Source organism: Ignavibacteriales bacterium (genome assembly GCA_020635255.1).
In the GTDB taxonomy this organism is placed as follows: Bacteria; Bacteroidota; Ignavibacteria; order Tepidaquicellales; family Tepidaquicellaceae; genus JAEYVS01.
The window spans coordinates 1,511,482-1,529,779 of sequence record JACKAC010000001.1; the positions used below are offsets into that span (position 1 = coordinate 1,511,482).

Sequence of the window (18,298 nt, forward strand, 5' to 3'; positions counted from 1 at the left end):
ATCATGATAAAAAAGCAGAACATGATATACATTACCAGAAAAGAACATTTTTCCTCAGCCCATAAACTAAATAATCCGGCACTCTCCGAAGAGCAGAATCTCGAGATATACGGAAAATGCAATAATTTCCACGGGCATAACTATTATATAGAGGTTACTCTAGCCGGTGAGCCTGATAAGGATAGCGGCTACGTTATGGACCTCAAAAAACTAAAAGAAATAATCCACAAAAATATTATAGATAAGGTTGACCACAAATACCTCAATGATACTGAACTATTTAAAGATATTGTCCCCACAACTGAAAATATGGCGATGGTATTCTGGGACCAATTGATAGATAAAGTTACCTCTGAAAATGTCAAGCTCTACTCCATTCGATTATATGAAACCGAAAAAAACTATGTGGAGTATAGGGGTGAGTAACATTACCAAAGGCGAAGTAAAATTCTATGCCTCCCTCAAGCAGAAAAAAAATAGGGAGCTTGAAAAAAAATTCATTATCGAAGGCACCCATCTAGTTGAAGAAGCCCTTCGATCCGAGATTTATTCCGGCAAGCTCGAAAAGGTCCTCGTAAGAAAAGATTATATGAATGAAGACCTTCTTGCTACAATTGCTAAAAAGAACATCCCCATCGCAACCGTTTCCTCAAAAGACCTGGAAAAAATATCCGATACTGTAACTCCGCAGGGAATTATTGGCGTAGTAGATATTCCTTCTGGAACCATCGCATCGCCTTCGACTGGTCCAATTATTGCGCTGGATAATATAAATGATCCCGGCAATATGGGTACGATCTTGCGGACAGCGTATTGGTATGACGTAAAGAGTATAATTGTCAGCGAAAACACCGTCGATATATTCAATCCAAAGGTCGTTAGAGGATCACAGGGAGGAATATTTAATATTTCCGTTGATACTGTACCTAATCTACATCAATACCTCCTGCAAAAAGCAAACGAGGGTTGGACGGTACTCCTGACCGACCTTAAAGCAAAAGAATATCTGTCGGATTACAGCTTCACCGGTGATAAATATATCCTCGTACTCGGTAGTGAAGCCTCCGGCGTATCACCCTCTATACTCTCCGAAAATAAATTCCACAGTATCAAAATTAAACCTTACTCTAAATGTGAATCTCTCAACGTAGGGGTTACTACAGGAATAATGCTTAACGAATTCCGCTCTAAAACAGACAAATAAAAAGCCCCTCCTCGCAAAAACGAGAAGGGACTCGTGTGATTAAAAATTTCCCCAAATTATTTAATCAACAACATCTTTTTAGTAACAGTGTAGTATCCCGTTTGTAATTTATAAAAATATACTCCGGACGATAATCCGTCACCCTTGAAATCCACACTATAAGATCCTGCGTCCTGAACTCCCTGTTTGTATGTCTTTATCAGCTCGCCTGAGGTACTATAGACCAGTATGTTCACGTCGGTCTTTCTTGCCAGGGAATACCCTATCCTTGTTACAGGGTTAAAAGGATTCGGATAATTTTGCTGTAGTTCGAATTTAGTTACCAGATTATTATGTGTCAACGTAGTGACTGTAGTCGAAGCATATATCGTTGCTGCCCTTTTATGGATCGGTGTACCGTTAGGACCTTGAGCGGTCACCGTTACCGTGTATGTACCCGGTGTAAGATTATTTGCCGTGAGCCTTACCTTTCTGCTTCCTGTAGGACTGGGAAGTATGTTTCCATTCGGATAAGAAATATTCAACGAAGCTCCTGGATTGGGGTTGATCGATGCAGAAAACATTACAGTATCAGTGTATAATTTCACGCTCGGTATATTTGCTGTTATATCTATCATTCCATTGACTGAGTTTATACTGTCACTCGACGGGTTCAGCAGGTATGCAAAATCCGGGAAGTAAGCCACATAACTATCGTACCTTCCAACTCTGAAATCTGCCCATGAGATCATCGAGGTTTTTGAATTGGATGACACTGCATTATAATCTCCTTGATATCGGGGCGTTCCTCCGCCGCCACATGTCGGGCAATCTATCTTCATTTTTTGATTTGATATCATCTGGTTCTGAATGAACGTTGCTCCTCCATCTGTTGAATACGACGCATAGATCAACGCGCTATCGCTGGTCGGTGTATCCCTTGTATCCATCCATTGTACATAAAGTCTTCCTGTTTCCTTATCACACCATGTTGCTGGATGCCATTGCTGGTTATTTTGAGTATTTGCATCGTCATTCACTTTCACTTCCGAAGACCAGCTTGTACCCCCGTTTGTTGAATACCTGCAAAATACATCTGATTTGTTACCGCTTCCTGAAGGCTGGTTTGAAGCATAGACCAGGTACAGCCTTCCTCTGAATGATCCCCAGCTATTATCCGCTGTTATAAATGGATATGGTCTGGTTCTCATATTTGAAACGGAGTTTCTTCCGCCTACATTTGTACCAACATAATTTGCAAAATTTTGCGATGACATCTGGCTAAAATTTGCTCCACCGTTAGTTGATCTGTAAAAGGTATATGTTGAGGCAAACGAGCTTCCGGAATTTGTTACTACATAAACAGAACCGCCTGATGTACTTCCATTGGGACCTACACACACCATCATCCCGGGAAGACTCTGAGTACCCGGTGTGAAGGTCTGGTTAAAGCTTAAACCGCCATCGGTGCTCCTTCTAAAGGTTCCGCCTCCGCTTGTAGTCATTACGATATAAACGTTATTTGAATACGGACCATTTGATTGATCTGCCGCTATCCAATTCTTATCAACACCAAGATTCCCCGCTACATCGCTTAACCAAGATATTGAGTTGTTGGTCGATTTCACTACCCTTGTTCCGAATACACTAAAACCGTTTCCGTACATATTTTCGTAATACAGATTTCCCGCACTGTCATATGCTGTTACAGGATCACCCATCATAGTTGAACCGGAGAAAGGAGGATTGTTTCGCTGCCAATCGAATCCATTCGTTGTGTACCATGTATTGTTTATGTTGAATGCAACAAAATACTGTCCCGGCATACGAGGATTCTCGGAAATGTGGGATTCCGCAAAATCCGTTCCCAGAAAAAAATTGTCATAACCATTAACTACTATCACAGTTGCATCCACATTATCATTTTGATTATTTGAAACAAAATATTTCCAGGGTATGAAATCCCTGTTCGGATCATCTCTCCACTGAGCATCCGCTTTACCTTGAATAAAAAAACAAATAATAAATAAACACACTAATCCCCTGAAAGAAGAATTTTTATAGTTTGACATCTGCTTGGTTTTAAATTCCTAAAGAATTTATTGGTTTAAAAAATATCTCATTTAGGGCAATAAACCAATAACCATTTAGGCTAAAAAAGAGAAATTGGATTTGAACAAAAATTAAAATTTGGGGGGGTAATCTTAAAATTTTATTTTCTAAACAAAGGAGTCACTAAATCACCCAAAATGTAATTCACTTCCATCTTGTCTTAAAGATCAGGCATATAAAACAAAAAAGCCCCTTGAAAAAGGGGCTTTTAATCAATCTTGATAAAAATTTTACTTTATCAGAAGCATCTTTCTTGTTTCTGTAAAGAATTCTGTTTCGAGCTTGTAATAATATACACCGGAAGCTAATCCTTCACCTTTGAAATTGATAAAATATCTACCGGCATTTTGGAATCCTTGATTTATTGTTTGCACTTGTTTTCCCGCAGCGTTATATACGGTCAATTTCACATTAGTGTTCTTTGCTAATGCATAATCAATCCTTGTGCTTGGGTTAAACGGATTCGGATAATTTTGCATCAGTTCGAATTTCTCCGGCAAGCTTGCAGTGTTACCAATCGATGTAACTGTTGTTGATGCATAAATAGTTACATTTCTTCTGTGTACTGGAGTTCCGTTTGGTCCTTCCGACTGAATTGTTAATGTATATGTTCCCGGAGTCAAATTGTTTGCAGTTAATCTGACCCTTCTTGAACCATTAGGCGTCGGGAAAACGCTTCCACCCGGATATGTTATACTCAAAGCTCCGCCTGGATTCGGTGTAACCGAAGCACTTAGACTTACTGAACCCGTATATAATTTTACTGATGGTATCAGAGCTATTACTTCTATCTGACCGTTAACTGAATTTATACTATCAGAGGTTGGTGGAATAGTCTGGAACGCATAATCTGGGAAATATGAACCCATGTTTGTATAGTTACAGCTTCTTGGATCGTACCAAACCGCATAACCAACATTCTCGTTGGCTGTCATTCCGTCATAATCACCTCTGTAACAGTTTTGGTTAGCTCCGCATGCAGGACATGGATATGTCCATGATGCGTTTGAGATCCTTTGATTAGTAGCAAATGTCTGACCACCGTCTGTTGAATATGTTGCCCAGACACCGGTTAGATATGTTGCTGGATTTTCCCTGGTATCATACCACTTTATGTATAGCTTTCCGGTTTCTTTTTCACACCAGATAGCCGGGAACCATTGATCACTAAGTGTTGGATTTGCATTATCGTTTACCTGGATCGGGCTTGACCATGAAACTCCTTTGTCATCACTGTACTGAAGGAATACATCCGGCTTGTTGCCGTTTCCTACAGGTCTGTTTGATGAGTATACAAGGTAAGCTCTACCTCTATGCGGACCATAGCTGTTATCCATTGCGATCATAGGATAAGGTCTCATCCTTGCATTGTTGATAACAAGTCTGCCAACTGAGTTTAAAGTACCTGAATAACCGGCAACATTTAATGATGCTCCGTTATTGAATGTTGCACCGCCGTCTGTAGAGTAGTGGAAGTTATATACGCAAGCAGCGGTACTACCGGTATTAGTAACATAAAGAACCGTTCCACCCTGCACAGAGCCGTTCGGACCAACTGCAATCATTACACCTGGAATAGTATTAGATGATGAATATGTTGTTGTCCATGATGTTCCACCGTTTGTTGAGCGAGCAAAGTTACCCGGAGTGATCGCGGCATATACATAACCGCCGTAAGGACCGTTTGTCTGATCAACAGCCAAGGTATTTCTGTCATTACCACTGACTGAAAGAACGGGCGATGTCCAGTTATTACCGTTTGTTGTTGACTTGTAAACATACTGTCCGCTTACACCTGAACCGTAATAAAGTACACCGTTGCTATCGTAACCCGACCATGGGTCACAGCATGTTCCACCCGGATATGACGGGTTAAACGAAACCCAATCATGACCATTAGTAGTATTTCTGGCGTTCTGAGGTGAGCCGTTCACTCCAAAGAATATCCATTTCGGATTTCTTGGATTAGATGTCATATTCTGTTCTGCAAAGTCCACGCCCATATCGAAGTTATCATATCCATTTGCATCGGTAATTACATCTAAATTACCATCATGCTGCATGTGCAGATAATGCTCATACGCCTCCCTGGTTGGTTGATCGAGATATGGATCATTGTCATTAAAGATCCAATAATCATCCTCACCCTGACCTTGTAAGACTATTATGCCCCCTACTACTACAACTACTAATAGTAGACTCCTGAACACAGTATTAAAAAATTTGGGGAAATTTTTCATTGTTCTCCTTTCAGAAAAATTAATTGGTTGATTAGATAGTTGACTTTTTTTAAAAAAAATTCTCCTTACTGAGCAATTATTACTAATTCTCCTTATATGTAAAATATCTCATTATCTTATCTAAGTCAATGAAATTTATTTAAGCATGCAAACCAAAATAATTTGAAAATTTTCACAAATTTAGTATCTTGCAATAGAAGTTTTACTCAATGATAAACTACTGTAAAATAAAGACTACATTTTGCGCCATTTTTGTTGTTTCTTTGATATTTAGCGGCAAATCTTTTGCCGTGGATTATTGGATTCAACAAACTTCACCAACAAACAAAAATCTTACCATTTGTACATTTGTTGACAGCCTCAACGGATGGGCATGCGGTGATTCGGGTCTCATATTATATACCTCGGACGGAGGCACCAGCTGGGTCATCCAGAACACTCCCGTAAATTACTACCTCGAAGACATCGTCTTCATAAATGAAAATACAGGCTGGGCAGTCTCAAACGAATTCTTCTTTTCCGGATCGACTATATTAAAAACAACAAACGGTGGCACTAACTGGGATACCACCACATTCTTCGATACAACGGTCGTCCTTTCTTCGATACAATTCACCGATAGCAATAACGGATGGGTAGGCTCTTACTACGGAAATATCTTCAAAACCACCGACGGTGGAGCTAACTGGTCACTTTGCCCCGACTCGAGCACTTCACCCGGTTTTACTATCCGAAGGATAAAATTCTACTCCCCCGGATATGGACTTGCGTGCGGTGGCAGGATCGATATCGTTGGAACGATGTGGAAAACAACAAACAACGGCTCTGTGTGGTACTCTCAGCCCGTTTCCTCCGAACCAGTGTTCGATTTTGAATTCATGGATTCACTTACAGTGCTTGCCGTGGGTGGTGATTTTGAATACGGTGCTTTCACCTCTAAAACAACCGACGGCGGAGTTAACTGGAATTACACCTCACTCAAACTCTTTGGACAGGGTGAAGCTCTCGCGATAAGAACCCCCTCTAATTTCTGGGTACCGCTCGGCTTTTCGCAGAACTGGGCTGTCACTTTCAACGGCGGAACCTCGTGGCTCGAGATTCCCGTCGAACAAACCCGTGCAGTACATGATGCGCAGTTCATCGACCCAATGCACGGATGGGCGGTCGGCGATAGCGGGCTAATACTTAAATTTAACCCCAAATCCGTCGGCATCGAACCGATTTCGGGCATTCTACCGGGAGATTACTCTCTCCTGCAAAACTACCCCAATCCGTTCAACCCTTTTACAACGATCGAATATGTATTAAAAAAGCCTGCGCTCGTTAAAATTACCGTCTTCGATATCACCGGGAAACAGCTGGATGTCTTCGATCTCGGGAAGAAATCCATTGGCACGCACAGGATCAACTTTAACGGCTCGCGTTATGCCTCCGGAGTTTATTACTACACTTTAAATGCGGGTGATGATTTTGTGGAAACAAAAAAGATGGTGATCGTAAAATAGATTACTTCATTTCATTCAGACGGCACCTCAATACCTCAAGAGCCGCCATTGTACTTCGCTCTATATTTCTCCCTCTGTCATTACCAAAATAAAACTTCATAGCATAAGTCTTTTTTTTGTCCGAGTACCCTATCCATACAAGCCCTACGGGTTTCTCATCTGAACCTCCCGTCGGTCCGGCTACCCCCGTTGTAGATATCGCAATATCTGATTTAAACTTCTTCCTTGCGCCCTTTGCCATTTCCTTTGCGGTCTGCGCGCTAACGGCTCCGTGTTTCTTAAGTGTCTTCTTCTTCACACCAAGCACATCCCTTTTCCCCTTATTCGAATACGTGCACGCTCCCCCGTTAAAATACTCAGAGCTACCTGCCACGCTAACTATCGTCGCCGAGATCCTACCGCCCGTGCATGACTCAGCAGTGGCAAGCGTCAGTTTTCGTTTGAGCAGTTCCCTGCCAATCGTTACTTCCATACTTTCACTTCCCGTACCGTAAACATACTTCCCTGCTTTATCCCTGATATACTTTTCGAGAGCATCCAGCTTTGCATCCGCCTCTTTATCTGAATTAGCCTGTACCTCTACACGCAGACGTACCCCCGATGCAGACGGCAAATAAGCAAGTTTCCCGCCATTCAGTTGCTCTTTCATATCACCAACTTTCTCAAACAACGTAGACTCGCCGATCCCGGTTGTAAGTATTACTCTGTACTTATTTACAGTTCTTATCCTGTCTTTGTAATATTCCTTGAGCCCAGGTACGACATATTCCTCCATCATTGCCTTCATCTCGTAAGGTACACCCGGTAGTGACACTACCACTTTCCAGTCCCTTTCGAACCACATGCCCGGAGCCGTACCGTTCTTATTTCGCATCACCTTTGCGGTTTTTGGAACCATCGCCTGCTCTCTGTTCGATTCCGGCATATATACCTTCCTGCTCGTGAATATCTTCTCTACATCCTCCATCACCTCTTCATTAAACTCCAGCTCGTCCCCAAAAAATTTTGTCAGTATCGGTTTTGTCAGATCATCATGTGTAGGTCCAAGACCGCCCGTTATTATCGTAACATCGTAGTTTGCCATCGAATCATATAGCTCATTAATAAGTGATTGCTCTTCATCGCTGATAGTCACCATTTTTTGAACGGGCATTCCGCTTGCGTACAATTTCTCACCAATGTATGCCGCGTTCGAATTTATTATCTGCCCGATCAGCAGTTCATCACCTATTGCTATTACTTTTGTCTTCAAAATAATTTCCCGCCCAGTCCTTTAAATATTATTACCAATATTAATAGATTTGATATTAATAACGTTATCAATCCTGCGTATATCCCCGCCATCACGTCATCCATCATTATACCGTAACCGCTATTCATTCTGTCGAAATACTTCGTCGGCCATACCTTCACAATATCAAAAAACCTGAATGTAAGAAACCCTACACCAAATATGATAAGTTTTACTGGCATGTCCACAATATTCAGTGCAGGTAGTACGAATAACATTGTTACCCACATCCCGACCACCTCATCCATCACCACTACCGATGGATCATGGCCGTATCTCTTTATCATATTTTGAGAGGTTATTACTCCGAGAACAAAGAATACAACTGTTGCTCCGCCAACCGTAAGATAATTATTGAACCACGGTATGAAGAAGAATAAAAGACCTGCCAGGGATCCGAACGTACCGCTTGCAACGGGAATGTGTCCTATATACAAAACCGACGAAAACGCTTCACTGAATATATCCACTTTAGCGTCCGGATCGACTATCTTTTTTCTTTTAATTATTCCCATTTATTCTTTCTGCTCTCTTCTTTTCAAAAAAATATGCTATGCCGGTATACAGTGTTATCGCTGTTATGAAAAACATTATATAGTAATTAGTATCCGAATAGAGAAGTGAAATGAGTTGGTTGGCAAACTCCCTATCTCCTCCGACGGCATCATACATCAGGATAGACAGTACGGCAAATATATACACCATTTGAAAAAACGTCTTTGCCTTTGCTACCCATGAAGTCTTCATCGTAACACCGTTCGCTTCATGATATGATCTGAGAAGTGTGATGAAAATATCCCGCATTACGATTATTATCACCATCCAGATAGGTACTATACCATACAAATAAAACAAAACGAATGCAAATGATGTCAGAACCTTATCAGCAAACGGATCCAGGAATACACCCCATCTCGTTATCTGTCCGTATTTCCTTGCGTGCCACCCGTCATACCAGTCCGTTAGAGACGCTATTACGTATATAGCAAACCCTATCGTCTTTACGGTCGTATTTTCCGAAAGGAATAAATACAGGAAGACGGGAGATAAAATTATCCTTAAGATCGAAAGTTGATTTGGTAATGTCAACTTATGAAGGTTATTGTTCTTTAAACAACTATACTCTTTCGATAATGGATGCCATTCCCTGTCCGACTCCTATACACATTGTAGCAAGTCCTCTCTTCTTATCCTGCTTCTCCATTTCATTAAGCAGTGTAACGATTATTCGTGCGCCGCTGCTTCCCAGTGGATGTCCTAAAGCAATTGCGCCCCCGTTCACGTTTATTATGCTCTGGTCTAGTCCCAGCTCGTCGATACACGCGAGACTTTGCGCCGCGAATGCTTCGTTTAGCTCGATCAGGTCAATATCACTCAGCTTCAAGCCTGCTCTTTCGAGCGCTTTCTTTGTCGCGGGAACAGGTCCAACACCCATGCACGCCGGGTCCACACCCGCCGCTGCTGAAGCTACATACTTAGCCCTGGGTTTGAGGTTATACTTCTTAACGAAATCTTCCGAAGCAAGCATCATCATACTGGCGCCGTCGTTTATACCGCTTGAATTTCCCGCAGTAACGGTTCCGTTCTCTCTAAATGCAGGTCTGAGCTTCGCTAATGCCTCCATCGTAGTATCCGGTCTGGCAAATTCGTCTTTGTCAAAGATTATAGTATCTTTTTTTATTCTTACTTCCACACCCGTTATCTCGTTATTGAATTTCCCGCCTTCGATCGCCGTCTTGGCTTTCATCTGTGAATTGTAAGCAAATTCGTCTTGTCTTTCCCTGCTTAATTTATACTTTTCTGCAACGTTCTCAGCAGTTTCACCCATCGAATAGGGATAGTGCATCTTAGCCAGTTTTGGGTTTGTAAACCTCCATCCGATCGTAGTATCGAACATTTCCACGTTCCTTCCAAATGGTGAAGCGTTCTTTGCCGTTACAAAAGGTGCTCTCGTCATTGACTCGACCCCGCCGACTATGTAACACTCTCCGTCGCCGTTCCTTATTCCTCTCACACCGTCGACGAACGCCTGCATCCCCGACGCGCAAAGCCTGTTCACTGTCGCACCTGCAACGGATATCGGCAGTTCTGCAAGCAGTACGCACATTCTCGCCACGTTCCTGTTCTCCTCACCTGCTCCGTTCGCATTGCCAAGAAGTACGTCTTCTATTTCTTCCTTTGGGATGTTGTTCGCGTCGAAGTTCCTTTTCACGATCTCTTTAATAAGAAGCGCCGCCATGTCATCCGGTCTCACGCTTGAAAGCGTTCCGGCGAACTTACCGATCGCTGTTCTTACTCCGTCGATTATATATACGTCTTTCATTAGTTGCAGTACCCCTTATATTCTTTAATGTAATCGTATGCAATTAATTCTCCCGCGAGACTAAAATCGTTATTAAGACCTTCCTTGTTCATATTAGCATCCCAGTATTTCCACACCTTGCAAAAATCTTCATCCATAACTTCCTGTCCCTTCGCAAGCGTGTAAATTAAATTAGCGGTTCTGCTATTCGGCATTTCCTTCAGCGCTTCCTCCAGATATGGCAGTCCGGCTTCGGGCTTAAAATAATCATCCATAATCGTCATGTAACCAATGACCAGCTTTTGGTCCGGTGAAAGGCTCTTCATCGTAAATTCCTTCTTGCCGTGATAAACCTGTGTCAGGTACAGCTCTGTATTATTACGTCCCGAAATATCCCAGCCCATTGCATTAATTACAGCCATTCTCACGTCTATCGGGTTATTATCATTAGCCAGGTAATCCGCGATAGTATTATCCATTACCTTCTTTCCCGCGGCATATGTGACTATTGCCCCGTCGTAATACGCCTCGTGAAACGGCGTTGAAGTTATAGGCGAATCCGCGAACACCGTATTCACGCCCAAAAATACTGCTCCAAGTAAAAGAATACTCTTTATCAGCTTCATTCAACAAATTTGATTTCAAAAATCGAAAATAACCATTTCTCTCCTCAATTTAAAACCACTCTATTTTCTCTTTACCAATAAAAAACCCGCTTTTAGCGGGTTTTTTTGATACAATATTATTAAAAGTTCTATCTCATTTCCTTCACGACTACCGGTTTCATATCGACCGACAATAATCCGTTTTGCGGTCCGGTTATCTCCCCTATCTCAAAATAACCCTCTATGCTCATATTGTTTACGTTATATAAGTAATCATTTTCCACATCGTCACGCCCGTCCAGCATTATATGATACTCACTTCCGGACAGCCTGTCATCGTCGTCGTAAACGGCAAAGAAATAAAATATCTTCGTCCTGCCGTTTGCGTAACCGTCATTCTGGTCATAGTCCATTGTTATATTTATGTGGACGAGGTTTCCCTCGTTTTCCAGCATAAAATCATTAAACCTCCTTCCTTCGCTCAAAATACTATCATTCGACATCCCCACATACCCTGTAAATTCCCTCACCTCACCTATGCTCTGCCCGTATCCGCTTCCCGAGATCAAAACAAAAAATAAAATGATTAAGCTAAATTTCATATTCTATTCTTCCTCCTCCGCTCTCAGCTTCTCCAGAACAGAAAAATCTTCCAGTGTAGTGACGTCGCCTTTTACCTCTCCGCTATTCGCTAGCTCCCTCAGGAGCCTCCTCATGATCTTCCCGCTGCGCGTCTTCGGGAGCGCATCCGTAAATCGAATCTCATCAGGTCTTGCGAGCACCCCTATCTCCTTTACTACCCACGCCTTGAGCTCCCCCTTCAGCTCGTCGCTCGGCACCTGCTCCCCTTCCAGCGTCACGAATGCGCAAATAGCGCTGCCTTTAATCTCATCGGGCTTAGCTACCACGGCTGACTCTGCGACCTTCGGATGCGCTACCAATGCCGACTCTATCTCGGCGGTGCCGAGGCGATGGCCGCTAACATTTATTACGTCGTCGACCCTGCCCATGACCCAGAAGTACCCGTCTTTGTCGCACCGTGCGCCGTCGCCGGTGAAGTAATAGCCGGGGAATTCCGACCAGTACTGCTTTTTATAGCGCTTATCATCGCCGTAGATAGTCCTCAGCATCGACGGCCACGGCGTTCTCATTATTAGGAAACCGCCCGCGCCTTTGGGGACCTGTTTTCCGTGTTTATCGACGACTTCCGGGCGGATGCCGAAGAACGGGAACGTCGCCGAGCCGGGTTTGCAGGGTGTGGCGCCGGGCAACGGCGTAATCATAATTGCGCCGGTCTCGGTCTGCCACCAGGTATCGACGATAGGGCATTTTTTCTTTCCAATCTTATTATAATACCACATCCATGCTTCTGGGTTAATTGGTTCACCAACGGTGCCGAGTAAACGGAGCGAGCTAAGGTCTTTTCCCTTCAGCCACTGGTCACCCCATTTAATAAATGCCCGTATAGCAGTAGGCGCTGTGTAAAAGATGCTCACCCGATACTTATCCACTATGCGCCAGAACCTATCCGGATTTGGATAGTTAGGAGCGCCTTCGTAAATCAAAACGGTCGCGCCGTTTTGCAGGGGTCCGTACGTGACGTAACTGTGCCCGGTCACCCAGCCAATATCAGCCGTACACCAGTATATATCTTCGTCTTTCATATCAAAAACATACTTCGTTGTGAGATATGTCTGGACGCTGTAACCGCCGGTCGTGTGAAGAATCCCTTTCGGCTTTCCGGTCGTACCGCTCGTGTATAAAATGTAAAGTGGATGTTCGGAATCAAGTTCAGCGGGCTTGCAATAGTTATCAGCATTTTTCATCTCTTCATAATACCACACGTCCCTGCCCTTAATCATTTTCACATTGTTTCCGCACCTGTTAACGACGATAACTTTTTTAATAGTAGGGCAACTAATGAGCGCTTCATCCACATTCGCTTTGAGCTCGACAATTCCTCCCCGCCTAAATCCCCCGTCGGAAGTGATAACCATCTTAGCTTTTGCGTCATTTATCCTGTCGATCAATGCCTGCGCCGAAAATCCGCCGAAGATTATCGAGTGAACCGCGCCGATACGTGTACATGCCAGCATTGCGATCACCGCTTCAGGAATCATCGGGAGGTAAATACAAATCCTGTCACCTTTCTTAATGCCGTTCTTTTTCAGCACGTTCGCGAACTTATTCACCTCTTCATACAATTGCTGGTATGTCAACGTCCGAGTGTCGCCCGGTTCCCCTTCAAAAAAGAGCGCAACCTTATTTCTTCTGTGCGACGCAACATGCCTGTCGAGACAGTTGTATGACATGTTTATCTTTCCGCCGAGAAACCATTTCGAGTGAGGGGCTTTCCATTCGAGCACTTTATTCCATTTTTTAAACCAATGGAGTTCACCCGCGGCTTTAGCCCAGAACTTTTGCGGATTCTTTATGGACTCGTTGTACATTTTCTTGTACTGCGCCATGGACGAGACGTAAGCCTGCTTAGAAAATTCGGCAGAGGGTTTGAACAGCCTCTTCTCGCTGGAGAGTGAGGTTATCTTTTGCGAACCAGACTTGTCACCAGAGGTTCTCTTTTTTGCGCGTGAAGCCTTTTTGACCGGTTTCCGGTTGGTTTTACTCATTTATGAAGGGATTTATTAGCTGAAAATGAAAACTAATAAAAATGACGGGGAAATTGAAGGAAGAAGGAAAATTCTTTCGCTTCAAACTTTTAGAAAAACAAACCCCACCCTCTTTTAACAGGGTAGGGCTGTGAATATATGATTTACCAAATATTACGGAGTAATAAATTTCTGAACAATATACCAAATATCCTCAGATTTTACATATTTCAATTTTAAAAAATCTCCCGGTTGAAGCGTAAAGGATGAAGGAGATGACGGAACAATTGACCCTCCCGAGAATGAAAGACTTGAGACCTCTATATTTGGAGCACTAACTAAAATCTCCTGACCATCTTGTAAGAAATCGGAAGGCAGTGTGACTGTTGCACTAGATATAGTAGAAGTATCATCGAATATTATAGTATTCTCAAACTGATAAGGATTTGAATTAATATTACCTGATACATATTGTACATCCTCAATCCAAGAATTGTTTTTATTTCTAATCTCATCGAAAACAATATTGCTAGATGAAGATGAATCAAATAAGATTATTTCATCAAGTAACATATCATCTACTCCTGATGCGTTATTATTATTAATAATCAAAATATCACCATGATAAGCCATCGAGCCAATATCAGAACCTAATATTATTCTAGTTTCAGTTTCATCGGCAAAAATTACATTATTATTATTCAAATTAAGTATTTTAAGTCTTGTCGCTGATGCATTTCTAACAAAGGTTCTATAGTTTGCAGCTGGAGGACTGTCTGGGCAGAAGATTTTTGCAAAATTATTTTCAATAATAGCTGTTTCTGATTGTCGTATCCTTATAACAGAATGTGTCATGTTATCTAATGCATTTATTTCATTATTTCTAATATCTAATTGATTATATGCACTTGGTTCAAGCACAGAAGGTTCGCTTGGTTGCGTTGTTGGGTAACTTGGCATTGGAAAATCGGGTTTATACCCAAAATAGTTATTATTTATATCTATATTTCCTAAATAAGAAGTTAGTGTTAAATTGGATAGATAAGTAGTTAAAATTGTATTATTTCCAATTATTATGTCTCTATCGACTATGAATTCAGCCTCAATAGTCCCACCAAGAATAAGTTCTACAAGGGGATTATTCTTTAATATTAAATTCTCTAAATAATAATGAGTTTCCATCGCCTCATTTTGATATACCCCAACGTTAATCATACTTCTTACCCCTGTCAAAGTGTTTCCCGAAATCTCACACATATTTGTTCTTCTGGTTACAGACAGAACCTGTTCAGCATGAATCGAATTATTTTGAATTTCAAATCCTGTATCATATAGTGCTTCCGATATTTCAGGCTCCGTATTTGACGTCCCAATATTAAAAACAGGCCTTATTATATCAAACCCGGATGTAGGAATTGCTTTCCATCGTGTCTCCCTTGCCTCCCAATACGCTCGAACGTCTGATACAACAGAAGAATCTACATAATTAGAACCTCCTGCGAGGGCAGTGAACTGTGTTAAATCTTTAACATAATAGAACAAACTTCGCGATATTGAAAGGGTATCGCTGAAAACATAATTTGATGATCTAGACATCCTAAATTTGTTGCCTTCAGCAAGTATCTTGCCAATTTGGTGTGTAACAATTGCAGTTACGGAGCATCCTTCGATTATATTGTTAGCAAGAATATGCTGAGCCTGAGGATCCTGTCCCTGATTTTTATAAAGAAATATATTCCTACCTGCATACATATCATAGTTTGTGTAAGGCTTAATTACGTTGCCTTCAATAACGGAGTTATCTCCGGACATATAGCAATGAATTCCGTAAGTATCAAGAAAAGTATTATTTAGAAATTTTGCATCATCATATAGCTGAAATAATATACTCTCATCCGCTTCATCCGAGACAGAGTCTAACCGACAGGAAGTAAATGTATTATTCAGAATTTCATACTTAAAGCTTCTCCTTACAGCTGTACCCTGGATCGAACCTCCTATGAGTACAAAATAGGCAAGTGTAGAAAAATTTTCCGAGCATATATTATCCTTTATCAGGATGTCATGAGCAGAAGGCATTCCCCAAACAATAGACTGATGAATGTATTTAAACGTATTATTCAGATACTGCATGGATTTGAAACCGTATAATTGGGTAGGAACAGATTTTATCCCTGTTCCAGTCGACATTGCATGGGGTATCCAGGTAGAACTGGGATTACCTCCCGTAATCTCAAAGGCAGACACCCTTGTACAAAATTTGAAATCACAATCATTGATTTTCAAGTCTCTATCAGGGCTGATACCATATGGATTATAGATAAACGGGGTAAAATCTATAAAGCTTATATTCTCCATATAAATATCACCTGTCGAAGAAAAAGCGACAGAGGGTACATAGACACTCCATGGATTTGTAGTACCGTCATATTTTAAGATCGAACCGATAATAACTTTAAGGAGCGTTTCATTAGGATTAGGATTAAAATCTGAATATGGATAACCTCCTGATGGAACATCTGAAATCTTGTTAACGACATAATAACCTTCATAGGTAGGTAAACCGGTGGTTGTGGAAGCATCGACATAGGTAATCATATTTGCAGTTTTAACTTCTTCGAGTGTTCTTGCTACTGCGTCGGGACTTCCCCCAGTTAATTCAATATAATCTCCGACCTGAGGGTCTGTAAGTCCTGAGTAGGCTGAGTCAATGATTCCTGATTTACCAATAGTATCTATTTGGTAAATCCCATCCTCAACCGGTCTAGGTTTTGTAATATCAACCCTGGGCGGACACTTCATAGAGATGCCTGATTCTCCGTTATAGGTTGTAAATATTACCCCTTCACGACTTTCTCCTCTAAACCTAATGGAAACGTCTTCAAAATCATATTCGTAATCGACCGGCATTAGGTATGTGCCGTTAGGGAAAAAAAATTCATCGCCATCAACGGCGATTGCAAATACACCGTTTAAGCGATTTTCTTCATTCGGGTCTCCATTATTAAATAAAGGATAAACCGAACCGGGCGGGTCTAACACATTAATTGTTGCCATGGTAGTTAAATTTAATTGTTTTTAAAATACTATAGATGTCTCTATAGCAGTGGTAAATTATGGGTGGTGAAAATTAATCTATTACAGTATAAAGTGGTAAGATTAGTATACGCTAAAATAATGTATATGAAATTATAAACAAAACAAAAAAAGTATAGATACGTATCTATACTTTTTTAAACGGACAATTAAACTTTAGGTTTTATCTTGACAGAGAAATATTAATTTTATAAATTGAGTTTGATGTTTATCAAACTAGATTTATAAGTATCAAACCATGAAAACTATATTTGTAAAAACACCGCGGTTTGAGGTTCCGCTGGCAATGCAGAACCTATTTTATGATAAACCAGTTATTCACCCGAACTGGAAAGACTTCGCAAGCAAAAAGCTTGGTACGGAATTTTTCCAGATTGCAAACGGGACTTATAATTCGCCTGTACTTTGGGGAATAATCTCCGACGGAATCGGTGAAATTGATATTGACTCAAGCTTTGAAGAATGTATCACAAGATTTAGAGAAATGCCGGTGAGAGGTTTTCAGTATAATATACTCGAAGGCATACTTCATAACGGAGAAACAGCAGATCTTCTCATTACTGAAAAAATAACTCTCAAAGAAAGTCTTTCCGTTGTAAAGAGAAACAAACTCGAATGGCTTGCATATATTGGTCTTTATCCATATGACAACAGAGCGAGCATTGTCAAAGCCTTAAACCATTTAATCCATCAGCCGGAACAGTTCATGGATACTATAGCCAAACTTTTTACGATATTCTGGGAAAGGGTTTTTAGTGAAACATGGAAAAGAATGGAAAGCGCCCTCGATAATTCCATAGATTCGCACAAGAGATTATTTTCATCGCTTAGTTTCGAAGAATTTGCAAAAGAAGTTAATTTAAAAATTAAGGTCGATGAGAAGAAAAGGACACTTGAAGGAATGCGGGGAGGATATAAACTAGGCTTTGACAGTATTACCGACTGTTACTTTATTCCATCCGTTTTTAACGACAAAAAATTCTGGACGAATTTCAAGACAAAGAACAATAAGTGCAAAATATATATCCCTTATTTTGATCACCGTATATCGCTCGACAATACCGGTACCGACCTTTTAGAGCTAGAGCCAGACGTTGCCCTTATACTGAAAGCTTTAGGAGATACTACAAGGTATGCAATAATGGGTTTGATCTCAGAGAAACGGCAGAGCTCAAAAGAGATTGCCTCAAGTTTATCCATTAACAAATCAACGGTATCACATCACATTAACATTTTGCGCGAAGCCGGTCTTATCGATGAAAAACCGGACGGAAGTTTTACTATGCTATCGATAAATACAGAAACAATTAACAATATCACACCTCTTTTAAAAAAGAAATTAAAAATTAATTAAAAAA

The 18,298-nt window shown here is 41.2% G+C and carries 14 protein-coding genes; 4 read left to right on the plus strand and 10 right to left on the minus strand.

Features of this window, described 5'->3' with window-relative positions; all coding sequences use genetic code 11:
• Positions 1-21: 21 nt before the first annotated feature.
• Positions 22-426 carry a 6-carboxytetrahydropterin synthase gene (locus tag H6614_06830; protein MCB9243370.1) on the plus strand — a complete coding sequence of 135 codons (405 nt, stop codon included), beginning with the start codon at positions 22-24 and terminating at the stop codon, positions 424-426.
• A complete protein-coding gene (locus tag H6614_06835; protein MCB9243371.1) occupies positions 386-1,204 on the plus strand; it encodes an RNA methyltransferase in 819 nt (272 codons plus the stop codon). The genes H6614_06830 and H6614_06835 overlap by 41 nt, the downstream gene beginning before the upstream one ends.
• Before the next feature lie 56 nt (positions 1,205-1,260).
• Here H6614_06835 and H6614_06840 read toward each other — a convergent pair whose 3' ends face one another.
• Positions 1,261-3,255, minus strand: a complete 1,995-nt coding sequence (locus H6614_06840; GenBank protein ID MCB9243372.1) for a T9SS type A sorting domain-containing protein — start codon at positions 3,253-3,255, stop codon at positions 1,261-1,263.
• A 270-nt stretch (positions 3,256-3,525) separates the two neighbouring features.
• Complete coding sequence (locus tag H6614_06845; protein MCB9243373.1) at positions 3,526-5,535, minus strand: T9SS type A sorting domain-containing protein; 2,010 nt, start codon at positions 5,533-5,535, stop codon at positions 3,526-3,528.
• Positions 5,536-5,825: 290 nt separating this feature from the next.
• On the opposite strand from H6614_06845, the gene H6614_06850 reads away from it, so the two are divergent.
• The gene (locus H6614_06850) at positions 5,826-7,040 is read left to right on the plus strand and encodes a T9SS type A sorting domain-containing protein (GenBank protein MCB9243374.1); all 1,215 of its coding nucleotides are present in this window, start codon (positions 5,826-5,828) and stop codon (positions 7,038-7,040) included.
• A 1-nt stretch (position 7,041) separates the two neighbouring features.
• On the opposite strand, the gene H6614_06855 is transcribed toward H6614_06850, so the two are convergent.
• From H6614_06855 to H6614_06890, 8 genes are all read right to left on the minus strand, one after another.
• A complete protein-coding gene (locus H6614_06855; protein MCB9243375.1) occupies positions 7,042-8,292 on the minus strand; it encodes a competence/damage-inducible protein A in 1,251 nt (416 codons plus the stop codon).
• On the minus strand, positions 8,289-8,846 hold the full coding sequence (locus H6614_06860; protein ID MCB9243376.1) for a phosphatidylglycerophosphatase A: 558 nt from the start codon (positions 8,844-8,846) through the stop codon (positions 8,289-8,291). The genes H6614_06855 and H6614_06860 overlap by 4 nt, the downstream gene beginning before the upstream one ends.
• Positions 8,833-9,420 (minus strand): CDP-diacylglycerol--glycerol-3-phosphate 3-phosphatidyltransferase, encoded by a 588-nt coding sequence (gene pgsA / locus H6614_06865; GenBank protein MCB9243377.1) that lies wholly within the window; start codon positions 9,418-9,420, stop codon positions 8,833-8,835. The genes H6614_06860 and pgsA overlap by 14 nt, the downstream gene beginning before the upstream one ends.
• Positions 9,421-9,448: 28 nt before the next feature.
• Complete coding sequence (locus tag H6614_06870; protein ID MCB9243378.1) at positions 9,449-10,654, minus strand: thiolase family protein; 1,206 nt, start codon at positions 10,652-10,654, stop codon at positions 9,449-9,451.
• Positions 10,654-11,259: a hypothetical protein gene (locus H6614_06875; GenBank protein ID MCB9243379.1), complete on the minus strand. Its 606-nt coding sequence runs from the start codon at positions 11,257-11,259 to the stop codon at positions 10,654-10,656. Before H6614_06875 ends, H6614_06870 begins: the two co-directional genes overlap by 1 nt.
• Positions 11,260-11,387: 128 nt before the next feature.
• Complete coding sequence (locus tag H6614_06880) at positions 11,388-11,840, minus strand: hypothetical protein (protein MCB9243380.1); 453 nt, start codon at positions 11,838-11,840, stop codon at positions 11,388-11,390.
• Between the two features lie 3 nt (positions 11,841-11,843).
• Positions 11,844-13,865 carry an acetate--CoA ligase gene (acs, locus tag H6614_06885; GenBank protein ID MCB9243381.1) on the minus strand — a complete coding sequence of 674 codons (2,022 nt, stop codon included), beginning with the start codon at positions 13,863-13,865 and terminating at the stop codon, positions 11,844-11,846.
• Positions 13,866-14,018: 153 nt separating this feature from the next.
• Positions 14,019-16,901: a hypothetical protein gene (locus tag H6614_06890; GenBank protein MCB9243382.1), complete on the minus strand. Its 2,883-nt coding sequence runs from the start codon at positions 16,899-16,901 to the stop codon at positions 14,019-14,021.
• A 277-nt stretch (positions 16,902-17,178) separates the two neighbouring features.
• Here H6614_06890 and H6614_06895 point away from each other — a divergent pair, with 277 nt between their 5' ends.
• On the plus strand, positions 17,179-18,294 hold the full coding sequence (locus H6614_06895; GenBank protein ID MCB9243383.1) for a winged helix-turn-helix transcriptional regulator: 1,116 nt from the start codon (positions 17,179-17,181) through the stop codon (positions 18,292-18,294).
• Positions 18,295-18,298: the final 4 nt, after the last annotated feature.